We start from the raw sequence: 17819 nt of genomic DNA on the forward strand, positions 1-17819 counted from the left end.
AATTATGGGAGAAGTAAATACATTTATACAAAGCATCCCTTTGGACTACTTCATCATTCTTTCATCAGTTTTGTTCTGTTTGGGAGTGATGGGAGTATTGCTTAGAAAAAATGCTATTGTGATTCTGGGCTGTGTAGAGCTTATGCTGAATTCTGTAAACCTTTTGTTGGCAGCTTTCTCAGCATATAAAGGCAACGGCGACGGACAACTTTTAGTTTTCTTCATTATGGTGGTGGCTGCTGCTGAAGTAGCAGTAGGTCTGGCAATTATTGCTATGCTATATAGAAATACCCGTTCTGTAGATGTAAGTATATTTAATAAATTAAGAGGATAAGAATGGAGAATCTAGTATATGCAATAGTACTTTTACCACTTTTAGGGTTTCTTATTAACGGTTTATTTGGAAAAAATCTTCCAAAAATACTGGTTGGTTCTTTGGCCACTGCAGCAGTATTCGGATCTTTCTGTATCGCTGTAAGTCTTTTCATGAATTTCAATTCTGAAAGCCAGCCTGTAATCGTAAAAGCTTTTGAATGGTTTAGAGTAAATGGAGTACAAATTAATTTTGGATTCCAGATTGATCAGCTTTCATTAATGATGGTAATGATCATCACGGGTATTGGATCATTGATCCACCTATACTCTATCGGATATATGAGTCATGACAAAGGATTCTATAAGTTTTTTACTTACCTGAATCTTTTCATCTTCTCGATGTTACTTTTAGTGATGGGAAGCAACTACCTTATCTTATTCATTGGATGGGAAGGTGTAGGTCTTTGTTCTTACCTGTTGATCGGATTCTGGTATACCAACGAAGAATACGGTAAAGCAGCAAGAAAAGCTTTCATTATGAACAGAATTGGTGACCTTGCATTGTTGATTGGTATCTTTATGATCGCCTCTCAGACAAATGCTGTAGATTACCTTTCAGTAGCAGAAAATGCTTCAAAATTTGAATTAGACGGAACAGTGATCATCTTTATCACAGCGAGTTTATTCATCGGTGCTACCGGTAAATCTGCTCAGGTTCCACTATATACATGGTTACCTGATGCGATGGCGGGGCCAACTCCGGTATCAGCATTGATCCACGCAGCAACCATGGTAACTGCAGGGATCTATTTGGTAGTAAGATCAAATTTCTTATTTACTTTGGCCCCTACAGTACAGGGAGGGATTTTATTTATCGGATTCCTAACGGCAGCTTTAGCAGGATTCTATGCGCTACGTCAGAACGATATCAAAAAAGTGTTGGCCTACTCTACCGTTTCACAACTTGGATTTATGTTTATCGCTTTAGGTCTTGGAGCGTATACAACAGCAATGTTCCACGTAATGACACATGCATTCTTTAAGGCTTTATTATTCTTAGGTGCAGGTTCTGTAATCCATGCCATGAGCAACGAGCAGGATATGCGTTTCATGGGAGGTCTAAAAAAATATATTCCTCTTACCCATGCGACATTCCTTATCGGAACATTAGCAATATCAGGTTTCCCTTTGCTATCAGGGATGATTTCTAAAGACGAAATTTTAGTGGCAGCTTTCGCTAAGAATCCTATTTACTGGGTTATCTTATTCGTATTAGCAGCAATCACTGCTACGTATATGTTCAGACTATACTATCTGACTTTCCACGGGGAATTCAGAGGTACAGAAGAACAAAAACATCATTTACATGAAAGTCCGTCAAATATGACAATACCATTGATCGTATTGGCTGTCCTTTCTGTAATCGGAGGTTTTATCAACCTGCCGCACTTCATCGGGCACGGGCACTATGCTAAGCTGATGGAATGGTTAAAGCCTGTTCTTACGGAACAAAGCTACAGCCAGATGGAAGCGACACTTTCAGGAGTGCCTTTCAATACTGAAATGATCTTATTAGCAGCTACAGTACTTATGTTCTTCTCCGTATGGTTTATCGTTAGAAATACCTATGTGAAAAAGAAAAAGATGGCTGTTGCAGAAGAAAACTATACCGGATGGGAAAAGCTTTCTGCTAAGAAATTATACGTTGACGAACTTTACAACGCATTGATTGTAAAAACTGTTGAAGGATTAGGACGCGGAGGAAAGATGTTTGATAAGGGAATCTTAGACCGTTTTGTAACCTTTGTAGGGGATGGTGCTGAAGACAGCGGAAAAGCTATGAAGCGTGTTCAAAACGGAAATGTAGAGACGTATATTCTTATCATGTCTTTAGCTGTGGGAATTATATTAATTGTTAACTTTTTATTACAATAATAATGTCTTGTTTATTATTAACATTATTACTTTTACCTCTAGTAGGTTCGGGATTAGTTTTTGCATGGAAGAGTAATTCCAGCAAATATTTGGCACTGGGAATTGCATTGGTCCAAATGCTTCTTACATTTTATATACTTTCGGATTTCGATTTTACTCCGACCGTAGATAGTGTATTGCAGCATGAAATCAATTATCCCTGGTCACAATTTATGAAGAGCTCTCTTCACTTCGGTATCGATGGGATGAGTATGCTTCTTTTATTGCTGACCAACATTTTGGTGCCAATCATCATTTTATCTTCTTTCAATGAAAGTGTAAACTACAGAAATACATTCTACGGTTTGATTCTGCTCATGCAGTTCGGTCTTGTAGGAGTATTCACGTCTTTAGACGGATTGTTGTTCTACATTTTCTGGGAAGTAACATTGATTCCAATTTGGTTTATCGCCGGACTTTGGGGACAAGAAAATAAAAGGTTTGAATTCACTACGAAATTCTTCGTATATACATTCGTTGGATCTTTATTTATGTTAGCCGGATTGATCTATGTGTACAACCACTCTGCATCATTCGCTTTAACAGATCTATATAATGCACAACTGAATGAAGTACAGCAGACTGTGGTATTTTGGTTTATTTTCTTTGCATTTGCAGTGAAATTACCGGTATTCCCTTTCCATACCTGGCAGCCTGATACCTATACCTACTCTCCTACTCAGGGATCGATGTTGTTATCAGGGATCATGCTTAAGATGGCTGTATATGGTGTAATGCGTTACTTACTTCCAATCACTCCACTTCCTATTGCAGGAATTTCCGGACAGATTGTGATCATCCTTGCTATTGTTGGAATTGTCCACGGAGCACTGATTGCGATCATCCAGACGGATATGAAAAGAATTATTGCTTATTCTTCATTCTCTCACGTAGGATTGATGGTGGCAGGGATCTTTGCTTCAGCAGTAGTTACTCTAAGAGGAACATTCAATGTGGAAGGTGCTGAAGGAGCATTAGTACAGACTTTCGCTCACGGTATCAACGTAGTGGGATTATTCTACTGTTGTGATATTTTATACAAGAGATTTAAATCAAGAGATATCAGACAAATGGGTGGGTTAGCAAAGGTGGCCCCTAAATTTGCAGTATTTTTCTTGATCATCATATTAGGTTCAATGGGAGTTCCATTAACCAATGGATTCATCGGAGAATTCATTCTATTGAAATCAGTGTATGATTTTAACGGAACAGCAGCAGTAATTGCTGGTCTTACGGTAATTCTTTGTGCAGTGTACTTACTGAGATTCTACGGAAAAGCAATGTTTGGAGAAGGAGATGCAGCCGTTCTAAGTACAGCAAAAGACTTATCGGGTGTAGAATTTTCTGTATTGGCAAGTTTAGCGGTATTTGTGATCTTATTGGGTATTTACCCACAACCGGTAATCGACATGGTGGGTAGTTCAGTGAAGTTTATCTACACAGCAATGGCTAATTAAGAATTAAAAGATTTAAAAATTAAAAATTTAAGAGATTAGAAGAGAAAAAGAATAAAGAGAAAAAACAAAGACTTTAAGGAAATGGTTTACCATCATCGCAAGCTTTCAGTTTTCAACTTTAAAACTTTCAATTTTAAAATCTCACATCTCAAATCTATATTATGAGTGTTTTAATTATTGTTTTCCTAACGGCAGTTATTGCGTTATTTTCAGGAGTTTTTGAACAGGGAAAATTCGCAAGATACATTGGAATTTTAGGATTAATCATCGCATTGTACGTAAGTTTTATGCCTGAGTGTTCATTCTTTGATCATTACAAGCATATGTATGAATACAGTGCCAATGCTGCATTATTCACTAAAATATCAATTGTAACAACATTATTGTTATTCTTTCTGGGAGGTTTCGCATTCAGCAATCACAGAAGCCACCAGTCAGAATTATATGCATTGATGCTATTTGCATTATGTGGTGGGATCACCCTTTTCGGATATCAGAACCTGGTAACATTATTCCTGGGAGTTGAAATCCTTTCTATCCCATTATATGTAATGGCAGGTGCCAACAAAACTGATTTAAGATCAAACGAAGCTTCGATCAAATATTTCTTAATGGGTGCATTCGCAACAGGTTTCTTATTGTTTGGTATTGCGTTCATCTATGGAAGTACCGGAAGCTTTGATCTCTATAAAATTCATGACTTTGGAGTTGCAAATGCTTCTAATGTAATGTTTATCTTAGGAGTATTATTGATCCTTTGTGCATTAGCTTTCAAGGTAGCTTTAGCACCGTTCCATATGTGGAGCCCTGATGTATATGCAGGTTCTCCTTCATTGATCACTGCTTTTATGGCGAGTGTAGTAAAAATCTCCGGATTCTTTGCACTGTTCAGATTAATGACAATTGGTTTTGCAGGAGTTACTCATGAATGGATTAATGTTTTAGGAGTATTCTTAATCATTACATTGCTTTTGGCAAACGTTATGGGACTTGCTCAGACCAATGCAAAAAGAATGTTGGCTTACTCTTCAGTTTCTCACGCTGGATATATCGGATTGGTATTCTTCGGAATGACAAGCCTTTCTACTTATAACTTAGCATTTTATTTATTTGCTTATTCTTTATCTACAGTAGGAGTTTTCATGTGCCTTATCTGGGTAGAAAAATTAAAGAGAGAAACTTCTTTTGGAGCTTTCAAAGGATTGGCAAAAACTGAACCTTTATTGGCAACAGTAGCAGCAATCTCTATGCTTTCAATGGCAGGAGTTCCGCTGACAGCTGGTTTCATGGGGAAATTTGCTTTATTCTCCCAAGCCATGAACGGTGCAGCTTTCTTAGTATTGGTAGCCGTTTTAGGTTCTGCCTTATCAATAGCTTACTATTTAAGATTAATTATTGCAATGTTCTTCTTTAAAGAATCAACATTCAAATCATCAGAGAAAGTTACTCTTACTTACAATATCGTTGCAGTAATTGTAATTGCTTTGATTATCATCCTGGGGATCTTCCCGGATCTGTTTGCAAGAATGTTCGGACTATAAAATCTGAATTCCAATATATAAAAAGACACAACTTTCCAGTTGTGTCTTTTTTATTATAAAATTGATGTATTCATGTACCTCTGGATAATATAAAAAAACAAAAACCTATATTTGAAAAAAACAAACCAAATAACCCCTGTATAAATTGGACATTCTAATTGATGTTAAATTTATACATCCATCCTCTTTTTTATATTACCATGAAAAAGCTTTTTCTCATCATTACATTTGCTTTAATATCGGTCAGCTGCAATTCTCAGCACAGTAAAGATTATAACTTAGGATTTGAATCAAAAACAAATAATCATAAATTGCCAGACGGATGGTTTGCCTGGGGAAATAATATTGTAAAAACAGATTCGCGACTATTTCATTCCGGGGAAAAATCTGCGGTGATTGAATCTGATACAGCAGATCACTTGGGTGGTATTGCTTATATTATGATTAATACATTTCAGGGAGAAAATGTAACTCTGGAAGGATATGTTAAAACAGAAGGAGTAAAAAATAACGCAGGACTTTTTATCAGCCTTCAAGAAAATGAAGAAGTTCACCTTGAATCGAAAGATGTAAAAACTGAATATATCCGCGGAACTACAGACTGGAAAAAATACACCATCACCCTGCCACTAACAAAAAAATCAGGTAAAATTTTGATTGGAGGCTTCCTCAAGGGAAAAGGAAAAGTATTGCTTGATACTTTTAAAATTTACATTGACGGAAAAAACATTGAAAAGATCTTTCAAACCGCTCAGGAACTTTATCAATCTCCTGATGAATTTTTCCTTGATTCCCGATTCAGGATAGATCGTCTGAATAACCGGCAGATTGATAATCTTTATCAGTTAGGGAAAATCTGGGGCTATCTGAAATATCACAGTCCGGAAGCTGCAAAAGGAAATATTAACTGGGATTATGAGCTATTCCGTTTTCTTCCCAATATCCATTCAAAAAATTTTGACAGCCTTTTATATAGTTGGAGCAGATCCTTCAGCGGAGGTGTCAATGCAGGCAGTAAAGAAAATTATTATATAGATTTTGTTCCAGATGCAGGGAACCCGATCTTTAAAAATGAAGAATCTTACAACCGTATGCAATGGGATGATGATGGGATGAAGCTGCTTGCTCTTTTCCGTTACTGGAACAGTATCAATTATTTTTTTCCATATAAGGACATTATAGGAAAAGATTGGGACAGTGTTTTAAAAGAATATATCCCAAAATTGGTTCAGACCAAAGATGAACTAACCTATAAACTGGCCTTATTACAACTTATAAAAGAGATTAATGATTCGCACGCTTTTAATTCCGATTTCAGGAGTACTCTTGAGGAATTTTATGGAACCAATACGGCACCTTTGGGGGCTAGATTCATTGATGACCAGCTTGTTGTCACTTACATTGATAACCCAAAAAAGACTTCTGCTCTTATGGTTGGAGATATCATTACAGAAGTTGATCACAAAAAAGTCGGCGACCTTCTGACAGAAAAATCCAAATATGAAGCGGCATCCAACAGACCTGCCCTGCTCCGGAATATGAGCGCCAAAATAGTACGCACCAACGACAACAAGATTACTCTTACGATTAAAAAAACTAACGGGAAAGTTGAAACCACCACTGTAGAAACAGTTCCATATGAAACATTTACTGTAAGAAAGAACATCCCTGCTCACAAAGAGATAGATCATAATATCGGCTATATTTACCCTGAAGTTATCAGGAAAGACGAAATTCATACTGTCATGAAAAAATTTATGAATAAAAAAGGAATTATTATAGATCTACGATGTTACCCCAAAGAATTTTCGACCTTTATTATTTCTGATTATTTCTTTCCCGATTCCAAAGAATTTGCACAGTTTAAGGCCACATCCTTACAGCATCCGGGAAAATTTCAGATAAGCGAAAACTCAAAAATTGGCAAAAGAAATAGCAATTATTACAAAGGTAAGTTGGCTATTTTAGTGGATGAAACTACACAAAGTGCATCAGAATTTATCGTTATGGCATTGCGTACCGCTCCGAAATCTGCAGTTATCGGCTCTCAGACAGCAGGTGCGGACGGAGATTTGTCATATATACAACTTCCGGGTGGCATGGGTACTTATATAAGTGGATTGGGAGTCTATTATCCTAATGGAAAAGGAACCCAAAGAACGGGTATTGCTATTGATCTTCAAGCTAAACAGACTCTACAATCCATAAGAAATGGAGAAGATCCTCTTATCCAAAAAGCCATAGAATTTATTAATCGCTAATACTGGCATCACTCTTTCCGAAAAACAACAACAAATTTCAATATAAGCCATATTATAATTCAAGAGATATCTAAATAATATACAATAAAATCAAATTTCCGCCTTATCAATATTCTCCTTTTTTCATAACTTTACTATAAATTTCAGCTCTTGGCCAATCTTTATAAAAAAGACTCTCCTTTTCAGGTTTATATATCGTTCAACAAATATTTGGATGTGCTGGAGCATATCCGATATAATGACCGCCTGGAATATAGGGTGAACTACGCCGAGTCTCTGATTGACAGTACCCGAAACTTCAAAGAGCTTAAAGAAGGATTTCAGGATATCAAGCTTCTGGAAAAAAATGAAGACCTCATCAGAGTACTTCTTGCTGATCTATTTCCTACAGGACTCACCAAAAATGAAATAAAAGCGGCAAGTATTCCCCTTTCCAATATTACGTTCAACTATACCGAAAGATTTAAAGATATTCTTAAAGATGCAGGAAAAGACTTTGAAATAGAGCTTAGAAATATTACAGACAATGAATTTTATGTTTTCTGCTGCTGTCTGATTCTTCAGAGCTACTTCAAGAAAGATATCAAAAGTACGATACCCTTTTATTATGATATCCCAAATAAACTGGGGATCATGAAGCATTATAAAATTACGGTAAACTCAGATTTTACTGAAATTTTCCCCACCGAAGATGCAAAAATTCCATCAGATGAAATTCTGGATATGCTTTTGGAAAATCTGGATGATTTTAAACTCTGGAAAAAATATTTTCCTTCTCAATCCTGGATTCTGAAAGGGTTTACAATTATTTCACTGGTAGACTGTACTTCTGAAGTGGCATTGTCTGATCTTAAATCAAGTATGATAGAGATCGATCCTGAAAATTTAAATCCCAATGAAGACCTGACCGAAATTTTCAAATCTTACTTTGATGTTTCGCAGCTCAACTTTGGGCTTATGACTTTCAATAAGAAAGAGCAGAAACTTGACAAACTTCCAATTTATGAAAGCCTTCTTACCAATCATATTCTTGATTTCTGGATCAATACTTTTGATGAAGAGACCCGTAAAACGACTTTCAATAATTTAAGCCACAATTCAAAATCAATTGTCGTTTCCAATGTCAATAATCTGGATGAGAATGTAAGAAATCTTCCTTCCTTCAGTATTTTAAAGGATAACAACATCAATAGCTTTATGGTGATTCCCATCATGAAGGATAATGAGCTGCTTGCCATTATGGAGTTTACATCTCCTATTGTAGGCAGTTTCAATGGGTTAAAACTCAAAAAAATGGAGTTCTTCACCGATATGATTCTTTTCTCTCTCAGTAGATTTTACTTTGAGAAAAATTACCAGATTGAAGCCATTATACAGCGGGAATATACCACCATCCATGACAGTGTTGTATGGAAATTCAGAAATGAAGCTGAGAAATATTTCACAGCATCTCTTGCAAGAAAAATACATACTTTAAAGCAGATAACCTTTAAAAACCTTACTCCGTTATTTGGAGTTTCAGATATCCGTTCCTCATCAGAGAAGCGTTTTAATCTTATGCTTAAAGATCTCAATCAGCAGATTGATTCACTTAGTGCTATTTTAAAGCTTACCAACTCTGATTCTGAAAAATTTCAGCTGGCACTGGATATTTTTCAAAATGAGCTGAACAATGAGATTAAGGCTGATACAGAACAGCGTTTTCAAAGATTACTGCGGGAGGAAGTTCATCCCTTCTTACAGGGAAAACTGGAAGTAAGAACCTCCAGAGAAATAAAAGCAAAAATTAAAGACTATTTCTCACAGATTCTGCCTCAGACTGCTCTGTTTTACAGCCACAGAAAAAATCTGGACGATTCTATCACCCTTCTTAACAGGAAGTTTGCTGATATGCTTGATGAAAGCCAGATCAAGGCCCAGGAGATTTTTCCTCATTATTACGAACGGTTTAAGTCTGATGGTGTTGAGCATAACCTTTACATTGGGCAGTCCATTGCTCCGGATATGCATTACACTTCAAAAGTAGTGCACAAATTGAGATACTGGCAGCTGAAAACCATCTGCAAAATGGAACAGGAATTTCAGTCTTTCAAACTTGATCTGCCGGTTCAGATGGAGATTGCCTCGCTGATCTTTGTATACAATGAAAAAATAGATATCCGCTTCAGAATGGATGAAAAGCGCTTCGATGTAGACGGCGCTTATAATTCTTATTATGAAATCATAAAAAAACGTCTCGACAAAGCACATATCAAGGATTCCTCAGAACGGATCACCGCTCCTGGAAAAATTACCATTGTCTATTTCGGAATGGAGAACCAGAAAGAATACCTGGATTATATTTCCAAACTGCAGAAAAAAGATATTCTGCAGCATAATGTTGAGTTCTTAAAGGTCGAAGACCTACAGGGAATTACAGGATTGCTGGCACTGAGAGTTTCAATCAGCCAAAATACCATGGCTAATTAATCTGAGCCTGTCTATTTAAAGACTCAGAAACGCAACCCCGAAAGACAGTACAGAAATAATAATTCCTGCCATAAAGATCTTATACGTAATTGATAAAAGCTTGTATTTTCTCTCAAGAACCTTTCCAAGATAGTATAAGTCCTTCACCATAGAATCGTAAATATAATCTCTGTCTTTGATCAGATCCTTCATGGCATTGTGATAATCTTCAAACAGCATCTGCTGAAAATTTCCAAAGAATAATAAGTTTACTTTTCTGTTCACAATATCCTGTGCGGTAAACGTTGTTTTAGTCACATTCGGCTTTGTAGACAGGATTGCAAATATAATTGTAAGTACACTTGAAAGTAAAAGTATAAAACTTGGGAGGATAAGATGTGAGTTTTTCGGGGCATCTAATTTGGGAACCAGTACAGAAAGACAAACCGAAATAATAATCGCATTTACTGATAACAGGATATTTGCTTTGCTGTCCGCAATATCACTAAGCCTTGTATGATTATTAAGGGTTACTCTGAAAAGCGTATCTACACTTCTATCTGATTTTTCTTTATCTTTTTTTCCTTCAGAATTATCTTTTTTCTCTTCTTCCTTTTCTTTACCAAGTTTCTTTTCAATCTTCTTGATATTTTTCTTTTTTAAAGGCTCCCAGTTTTCCTTGGCATAGTCGGTATAAAAGGTATGCTTATTTTTCAGCATATCAAGATTACCGGCATTCCACTCATCATTAGAAAAGCATCGGAAATTGGTCAATTCCCACTCTTTTCTTAAAGCATCGGAAATATCATTATAATCGTGTCCGGCAAAATGACTGAAATCTGCATCCTTTACAATTTTTTCAAGTAAAGTCTGAGGTACATACGTAATTTTTGTTGCCAGAATCAGCTTTTCAACATCTGCAATATAGCTTTCAGGATAGTTTTCACTCTGCAAAAAGTCCCTCATCACCTCTACACTCCTCTCTTCGTGATTCTGAGCACATTCTATATAACCTGTATCATGAAACCATAATGCTACAAGTACCTTCTCCTGATCCTCTTCCGAAACAGGAGTATTTTTCATGATTTCCTCTGCCTTATTAACAGTATAGGCAGTATGGATAAAATTATGATAAAAATATACCGAAGATAACTTATCTTTGAATAAGATTTCAACATAATTTTTAGCTTTGTGTAGAATGCTCATTCCTGAATTTTTGTTAATGTAAATTTATGAATTTATCCTTTAAAACTCATCTAAAAAATACTTCTATTGTTCTTAGAACAGTATTATCTGCCGGAGCACTTTACTCCTGCGCTACATATAACGTACAAAAGGGCAAAAACTTATATGAAGTAAAAGATTCCGACATAAAATCTGAAACTGATTTTAAACTTTTTCTGATCGGAGATGCCGGTAATGCAGATGAACCTCAGGCACAGAAGACTTTAAATTTATTAAAAAACAAACTGGATTCCGCCGACAGTAATTCTATGCTGATCTTTCTGGGTGATAATATTTACCCTAACGGAATGCCTGAAAAAGGTGATAAAGACTATGCCTCTGCAAAACAGAAACTGGAAAATCAGCTTGATATAACCAAAAATTTCAAAGGGAAAACATTAGTGATCCCAGGAAATCATGACTGGTATAATGGACTGGAAGGACTCAATACTCAGGAAGGTATTGTCAAAAAATATTTCGACGATAAGAAAGCTTTTCTTCCTAAAAACGGATGCCCCATTGATGATATTAACATCACTAAAGATATAAAATTAATTGCCATTGATACAGAATGGGTTATTGCCAACTGGGATAATTATCCCGGAATCAATAAGAACTGTAATATCAAAACCCGTGAAGATTTTTTCACTGAGTTTAAAGATCTCATCATTAAAAACCAGGGGAAGAGAATTATTGTAGCATTACACCATCCTGTTATCAGCAGCGGAACCCATGCGGGATTCACCTCTGCAAAATCACATCTTTATCCACTCAACAGTAAAATCCCTGTTCCCGGTGTTGCTAGTCTGATCAATATCTTAAGAAGTTCTTCGGGAGCAAGCCCTGCAGATCTCAACAATCAGCACTATGCAGATCTGGCTAACAGACTGAAAAGTATTGTTCAGGATAAGGACAATATTATTTTCGTTTCCGGGCATGATCATAATCTTCAGTACCACGAAGATGGAAATATCAGACAGATCATCAGCGGAGCCGGCTCTAAAGTTGATCCCTCTACTATTGTGGAAAACACAGACTTTTCTTACGGAGGCAGTGGTTTTGCCATTTTAAATATCAGAAAAGACCAGAGTACGGATATTGAATATTTTTCTACAAAAAATGCTCATGCACAAAAACTCACCCAAATTTCTGTAATTTCAAAACCGGATGTATTTGTGAATAACTTTCCCAATACTTTTCCGCCAACATTCTCTTCAACCATTTATCCTGTGGCTCTTACTGAAAAGAGAGGGTTTTACAGATGGCTTTGGGGTGAACATTACAGAAAATACTACGGGATCCCTATAGAAGCACCTACGGCCAATCTCTCTGAGCTGAACGGTGGTTATAAACCATTCAGAGAAGGAGGGGGAAATCAATCCAACAGTTTAAGATTAAAAGCAACCAACGGACAAGAGTTTGTAATGCGCGGGGTAAAGAAAAGTGCAATCCGTTTTCTCAATAATATGGCTTTTACAAAAAGTACCTTAGGAGAAGAACTTTCGGATACTTTCCCTGAAAAATTTTTATTGGACTTCTATACCACCAATCATCCGTTTACACCTTTTACCATTGGAAATATGGCAGAAAAGCTGAATATTTTCCACAGTAATCCGAAACTCTATTATATCCCGAGGCAACAGGCCTTAGGCAGGTATAATGAAAACTATGGTGATGAAATGTACATGATTGAAGAACGTTTTTCATCAGATCCTACAACATTGGCTTCACTTGACAATGCTAAAGATATTGTTTCAACTGATGACGTTTTAAAAAACCTTACCAAAAACTATAAATATTCTGTAGATAAAGAATCTTACATCAGGGCCCGCTTATTTGATATGCTTATTGGTGATTGGGACAGACATTCTGATCAGTGGAAATGGGCAGAATATGAAGTTGGGGATAAGATCGTCTATAAACCTATCCCGAAAGACAGGGATCAGGCTTTCAGTAAGTATGACGGTGCTGCCTTTAAACTCATTATGAATGTTCCGGCAATCCGTCATATGAAAACCTTTACCGAAGATATCAGCAGTGTCAAATGGCTGGCTATGGAACCTTATCCTATGGACCTTGTTTTTCTGAAAAATTCTACTCAGGAAGAATGGGAAGCACAGGCTAAATATATTCAGGAACATCTTACAGATATGGATATTGATGATGCTTTTCATAATCTTCCGAAAGAAGTACAGGATGAAACCATTGCAGATATCCAGAGAAAGCTTAAAATACGAAAAACCAAACTACAAGGGTATGCCTCTCAATATTATGATGTTCTTCAGAAAAAAGTTCCTCTGGCAGGAACGGTAAATCCTGATAGATTTGTCATCACTAAAAATGGTCATTCTGTATTGGTACAGCAATATAATCTGGGAAAGAATAAAGATAAAAATGAACTTGTCTTTGAAAAAACCTATCATGATTCAAAAACAAAAGAATTATGGATCTACGGCTTGGAAGATGATGATATTTACGAAGTCATAGGAACCGGAAGACCTAAAATGAACATCAGACTGATTGGCGGATACAATCACGATGTATACAATGTTGCAGATGGAAGAAAAGTAAAAATTTACGATTTTGAATCTCAGAAAAACACCTATAAATCGGGCAATGCCACCAAAAATATTACCAATGACTATGATATCAACAGCTACAATTACAAACATCCAAAGTATAATTCTGTGGCAGGCTATCCAAATCTGGATTACAACCCGGATGATGGCGTTATCGTAGGGGTTCTGGCCAATTATACAGTCAATAATTTCATTCGTGATCCTTATACCCAAAAACACAGCTTAAAAGCTAATTTTTATACCGCTACTGCAGGATTCAGTCTTACCTATAAAGGTGTTTTCAAAAAAGCAATTTCAGGTTGGGATATCAATCTGGATGCCTTTTATACCACTCCAAGATTTTCACAAAATTTCTTCGGTCTTTCCAATGAGAGCGAGTATGATAAAGAAAATACGGAAAGAGAATACAACAGAGCAAGAATTTCCAAGTTCAATTTTTCACCTTCGATCACGAAAAAAAGCTGGATGAATCTTAGTCATCAGATTCAGCTTACTTTTGAAGACAATAAAGTACAGAGAAAAGACGGACGCTTCATCAATCAGTCTCCCGATGTAAGACCTGAGGTATTCAACAGCCAGCAATTTGCAGGAGCCAATTATACATTCGGTTATAAAAATGCAGATAACACAGCCTTCCCTACGCTGGGAATGGAATTCATGCTGAATGCTGACTGGAAAGCTACCCTTTCCGACTTTAACAAGAACTTTCTGACATTGAAAGGGAAATTAGCAATTGATCACAGAATTGACAAAAAAGGAATTTTTGTATTCGCCAATTCCAGCAATGTCATGTGGATCAATAATAACAACTTTGAATTCTATCAGGCTGCCGCTATTGGTGGCAATAACGGAATGAGAGCATTCAGAAATGAGAGATTCTCCGGAAGGTCCTATTTTATCAATAATTCTGAGGTCCGATGGGATTTTGGAAGAATCAGGAACAATATTGCTCCTGCGAATATGGGAATCCTTATAGGCTATGATGTCGGCAGAGTTTGGGATGATGGCGAAGATTCCAGAAAATGGCATCAGTCTGTAGGAGGAGGATTCTGGCTAAGTATTGTAGAAATGATATCGGCAAGGCTGAATTATTTCTATGGTTCAGATGGAGGAAGAATCTCTGCAGGAGTAGGAATGAAGTTCTAAAATTTGCTGATGCAACACAAATGAAATTAACTCTAACTTTTTCAATCAGATTTATTACATAAAACGAAAAATAAACAACTGTAAATCAAATTATTAAAACAATAAAAATTGATTTTTATAAAAAAAGTCAATATAAATAAAATTTAATAATTCTAATTTTCAACTCACATTTCTTATCAATAATATAAATATGGCTTTTATTTAAAGGCCATATTTTCAGCAATATAGCCCAAATCTACCCATAGCTTAATATTCTTATCAATTCTTTAAAAAAAGCACATTTTAAAAACAGTTTATATTTGTTCCCACAAAACAAAAAACCAACAATTGAATGAAAAACAAGCTATTATACATGGCATTATTTGTTATGTTTGTAAATTCGAACGCCCAAGTAGGGATAAAAACTCCTACTCCCCAAAACACTTTACACGTTAACGGCTCGCTTCAGATAGTGAAAGACCTGAATGTAGGCGGCGATGCCAGAACAGCAGGAAATTCCGGGAATAAAGGAGAATTTTTAATGTCAAACGGAACCGGAAATACACCTGTATGGAAAACTATTGAGTCTGAGAACTTCTTAAAGGTGGTTTATGTAGGAAATAAAACAAATATAAGCCCTGCTAACGGAAGCTACACCGGTACACACAACACCCCGGTTAATACCCATGAAAATTACTCACAAACTTATATCTTTAATGTAACCAATAAGATTGACACAGCTTATCTTACTTATAATTCAAGCACAGGACTTTTCACAGTAGTAAAGCCAGGGTTTTATAATATTGTCCCTTATGATACCTATGACCTCAACCTGAATGGAAACGGACAGACAGCGGGAACTGCCAATTCCTATATACAAAAAGTGGCTCCGGCAGTAACAACCCTTGCAGGTATATCTACAGGACATGGGGAGCGTACTACAGGACTAAATCATAATCTATCCTCTATCAATTTCTTTAATACTGGTGAAACTTTCAGAATACGCTGCCGGTATACCCAAAACTTTAGGTTATCAAGTGGTAATATTCACATATCATATCTTACGCCTTAAAACTTTAACTTTAATCACTTTAATTATATACTATATTAAAAAATCCACAGAAAGTTCTCTGTGGATTTTGCTTTATTGTATTTTTTGAAGAGGAAAGTATAGTAATACCTGCCCGTTGCTATCATAGTTATAAGTCCATTGACTGCTTGAATGCCCCGGAGCTACTACTATCCCGCCGTTGGCTTCAGTTGGAAAATATTGACTAACAGATTCTTTTGCTCTGAAATTATTAGTAGATAAACTTTTTTCAAAAAGCTCATCATTAACAAGATAAAACTTTTTAAATGCGTTTTTCGCATTATCAAAATCAGAATAAGTAGTGGTGGTTATTTTATTATCAATATTACCCGCTCTTTCTAAGATTTCACTTTTAGTAAGGTTATTTTGTGCATCAAAATAGTAGGTTGTGAAAAATTCCCAAGCCCCTGATTTTCTATATATTTTTATTGTATTCTGACTATAGGTATAGGTCATAGTAAATTCTAACTCTGCAGGATATGCGCTATTATTATAATTATAATAGTGTTCAGCCTTAGTTGGTCTGCCATTTTCCATGGTGTAGGACACGGATTTATATCCAACTACATTTTGTGGTGCTTCAAAATAGTTTATGTGTACTTTATTATTACTATAGATGAACTGTGTAAGTACATTAGGATTGAAGTAACTAATTGGAGTTGAGAAAGGATAAAATTTACCTATCATATTTTTTAAACGACCATTCTCATAAGTAAATTGGTAATATCTTTCATGACTAGGCATACTTGTCGGATAATCCATTAGAAAAACATATGCTTTATCTGGTTGTATATCTCCTGATTGATCTTCACTTGTTGTATCCTCATTAGTACTGCAAGAGAATAAGCTTAGTGCAAATAAAATGTAAAATATTTTTTTCATAGTCATTTAATTGACTACAAAAATAGTGATATCTCTGTTAAAAAGGAAATGTATATACATTCCCACCTTCATTTTTACCTTTCTCATCAGCAATCATTAATGTTTTATCATCAAAAAAAACAATAGCTTCCTTCTGAGAATTATGATGTAATGGAATTTTCTGAATCTTTGCAGCACTGAAATTATCAACCGTAAATCCGGTAAGAACATGTACATTTTTGTGCGTCAGCAATACTATTTTATCTTTTGTACTGTTGATTGTTGCTGATGTAATAGCTGCATCATTATAGCCACCCTGAAGTTTTAACCTTCCTATTAATTTAGCTTCAAAATTTCCTTCTTTATTGGGAACTTTGAATACCAGAAAAGTTCCGTCAAATCCTTTACTCCTGTTTTTGGTAAAGAGATAGAAATTTCCGTTCATTTCTACAAAGGCTTCACAGTCATATAATAAATTAGATTTCTTTGGCGGAAACTCTGTCTGCCCCTGATAATGAAATTTTGTAGTCTGAACCACTTTTGTACTTGTCTGGTCACTATTTTTAAGATCTGTTTTTAAAATAGCAAGGTCTTGTCTGTCATTATCATTATTCCCAAAATCTCCAATATAAATATTTCCCTCGGTATCTGATATAATATCTTCCCAATCTGTATTTTCAGCGTTTATAACGGGTACTTTAGCAATCATTTCTCCTTTCTCATTAAGCCCGTATACCGCATTTTTATTCCCTCTGTCTTCAATTACCCAGGTTGTCTTTTTATCTTTGGATAAAGTCATTCCGGAAACTTCCTTTAGCTTTTTAGGCAAAGAATACTGTACTTTAAGTTCATCGTTTTCAGCGGATGACTTTTGGGCTTTTGGATTACAACTCAACAAAAACAAAGCGGGTAAAATAAGAAAACGTAACATATTTTATTTTTTT

The 17819-nt window shown here is 35.8% G+C and carries 11 protein-coding genes; 8 read left to right on the top strand and 3 right to left on the bottom strand.

Annotated features, from left to right (window positions below; genetic code table 11):
* Positions 1 to 4 precede the first annotated feature (4 nt).
* The 6 genes from nuoK to AC27VX_RS12680 all read left to right on the top strand — a co-directional run bounded on the left by nuoK (position 5) and on the right by AC27VX_RS12680 (position 10017).
* Positions 5 to 334, top strand: coding sequence for an NADH-quinone oxidoreductase subunit NuoK (nuoK, locus tag AC27VX_RS12655; RefSeq protein ID WP_002983557.1), 330 nt, complete (start codon positions 5 to 7; stop codon positions 332 to 334).
* Between the two features lie 2 nt (positions 335 to 336).
* Positions 337 to 2250 carry an NADH-quinone oxidoreductase subunit L gene (gene nuoL, locus AC27VX_RS12660; RefSeq protein ID WP_488695874.1) on the top strand — a complete coding sequence of 638 codons (1914 nt, stop codon included), beginning with the start codon at positions 337 to 339 and terminating at the stop codon, positions 2248 to 2250.
* 2 nt (positions 2251 to 2252) lie between these two features.
* The gene (locus AC27VX_RS12665) at positions 2253 to 3746 is read left to right on the top strand and encodes a complex I subunit 4 family protein (protein ID WP_488695876.1); all 1494 of its coding nucleotides are present in this window, start codon (positions 2253 to 2255) and stop codon (positions 3744 to 3746) included.
* Positions 3747 to 3907: 161 nt separating this feature from the next.
* Positions 3908 to 5287: an NADH-quinone oxidoreductase subunit N gene (locus AC27VX_RS12670; protein ID WP_236857398.1), complete on the top strand. Its 1380-nt coding sequence runs from the start codon at positions 3908 to 3910 to the stop codon at positions 5285 to 5287.
* A 200-nt stretch (positions 5288 to 5487) separates the two neighbouring features.
* Positions 5488 to 7548, top strand: a complete 2061-nt coding sequence (locus tag AC27VX_RS12675; RefSeq protein ID WP_488695879.1) for a S41 family peptidase — start codon at positions 5488 to 5490, stop codon at positions 7546 to 7548.
* Positions 7549 to 7698: 150 nt separating this feature from the next.
* Complete coding sequence (locus tag AC27VX_RS12680) at positions 7699 to 10017, top strand: GAF domain-containing protein (protein ID WP_300685800.1); 2319 nt, start codon at positions 7699 to 7701, stop codon at positions 10015 to 10017.
* A gap of 15 nt (positions 10018 to 10032) precedes the next feature.
* Here the strand turns inward: AC27VX_RS12680 and AC27VX_RS12685 are convergent, their stop codons facing one another.
* Entirely contained in the window at positions 10033 to 11202 is a 1170-nt protein-coding gene (locus tag AC27VX_RS12685) for a Pycsar system effector family protein (RefSeq protein WP_236857395.1), read from the bottom strand.
* A gap of 26 nt (positions 11203 to 11228) precedes the next feature.
* Between AC27VX_RS12685 and AC27VX_RS12690 the strand changes: the two genes are divergently transcribed.
* Both AC27VX_RS12690 and AC27VX_RS12695 read left to right on the top strand, forming a co-directional pair.
* On the top strand, positions 11229 to 14945 hold the full coding sequence (locus tag AC27VX_RS12690) for a metallophosphoesterase (RefSeq protein WP_488695882.1): 3717 nt from the start codon (positions 11229 to 11231) through the stop codon (positions 14943 to 14945).
* 331 nt (positions 14946 to 15276) lie between these two features.
* Positions 15277 to 15996 carry a hypothetical protein gene (locus AC27VX_RS12695; protein WP_236857393.1) on the top strand — a complete coding sequence of 240 codons (720 nt, stop codon included), beginning with the start codon at positions 15277 to 15279 and terminating at the stop codon, positions 15994 to 15996.
* Positions 15997 to 16068: 72 nt separating this feature from the next.
* On the opposite strand, the gene AC27VX_RS12700 is transcribed toward AC27VX_RS12695, so the two are convergent.
* Together AC27VX_RS12700 and AC27VX_RS12705 are read right to left on the bottom strand one after the other, a co-directional pair.
* Positions 16069 to 16896 carry a hypothetical protein gene (locus tag AC27VX_RS12700; RefSeq protein ID WP_488695884.1) on the bottom strand — a complete coding sequence of 276 codons (828 nt, stop codon included), beginning with the start codon at positions 16894 to 16896 and terminating at the stop codon, positions 16069 to 16071.
* A 37-nt stretch (positions 16897 to 16933) separates the two neighbouring features.
* On the bottom strand, positions 16934 to 17806 hold the full coding sequence (locus AC27VX_RS12705; RefSeq protein WP_488695886.1) for a hypothetical protein: 873 nt from the start codon (positions 17804 to 17806) through the stop codon (positions 16934 to 16936).
* Positions 17807 to 17819 lie beyond the last annotated feature (13 nt).

The organism is Chryseobacterium sp. 14P4.3.2, from assembly GCF_057799275.1.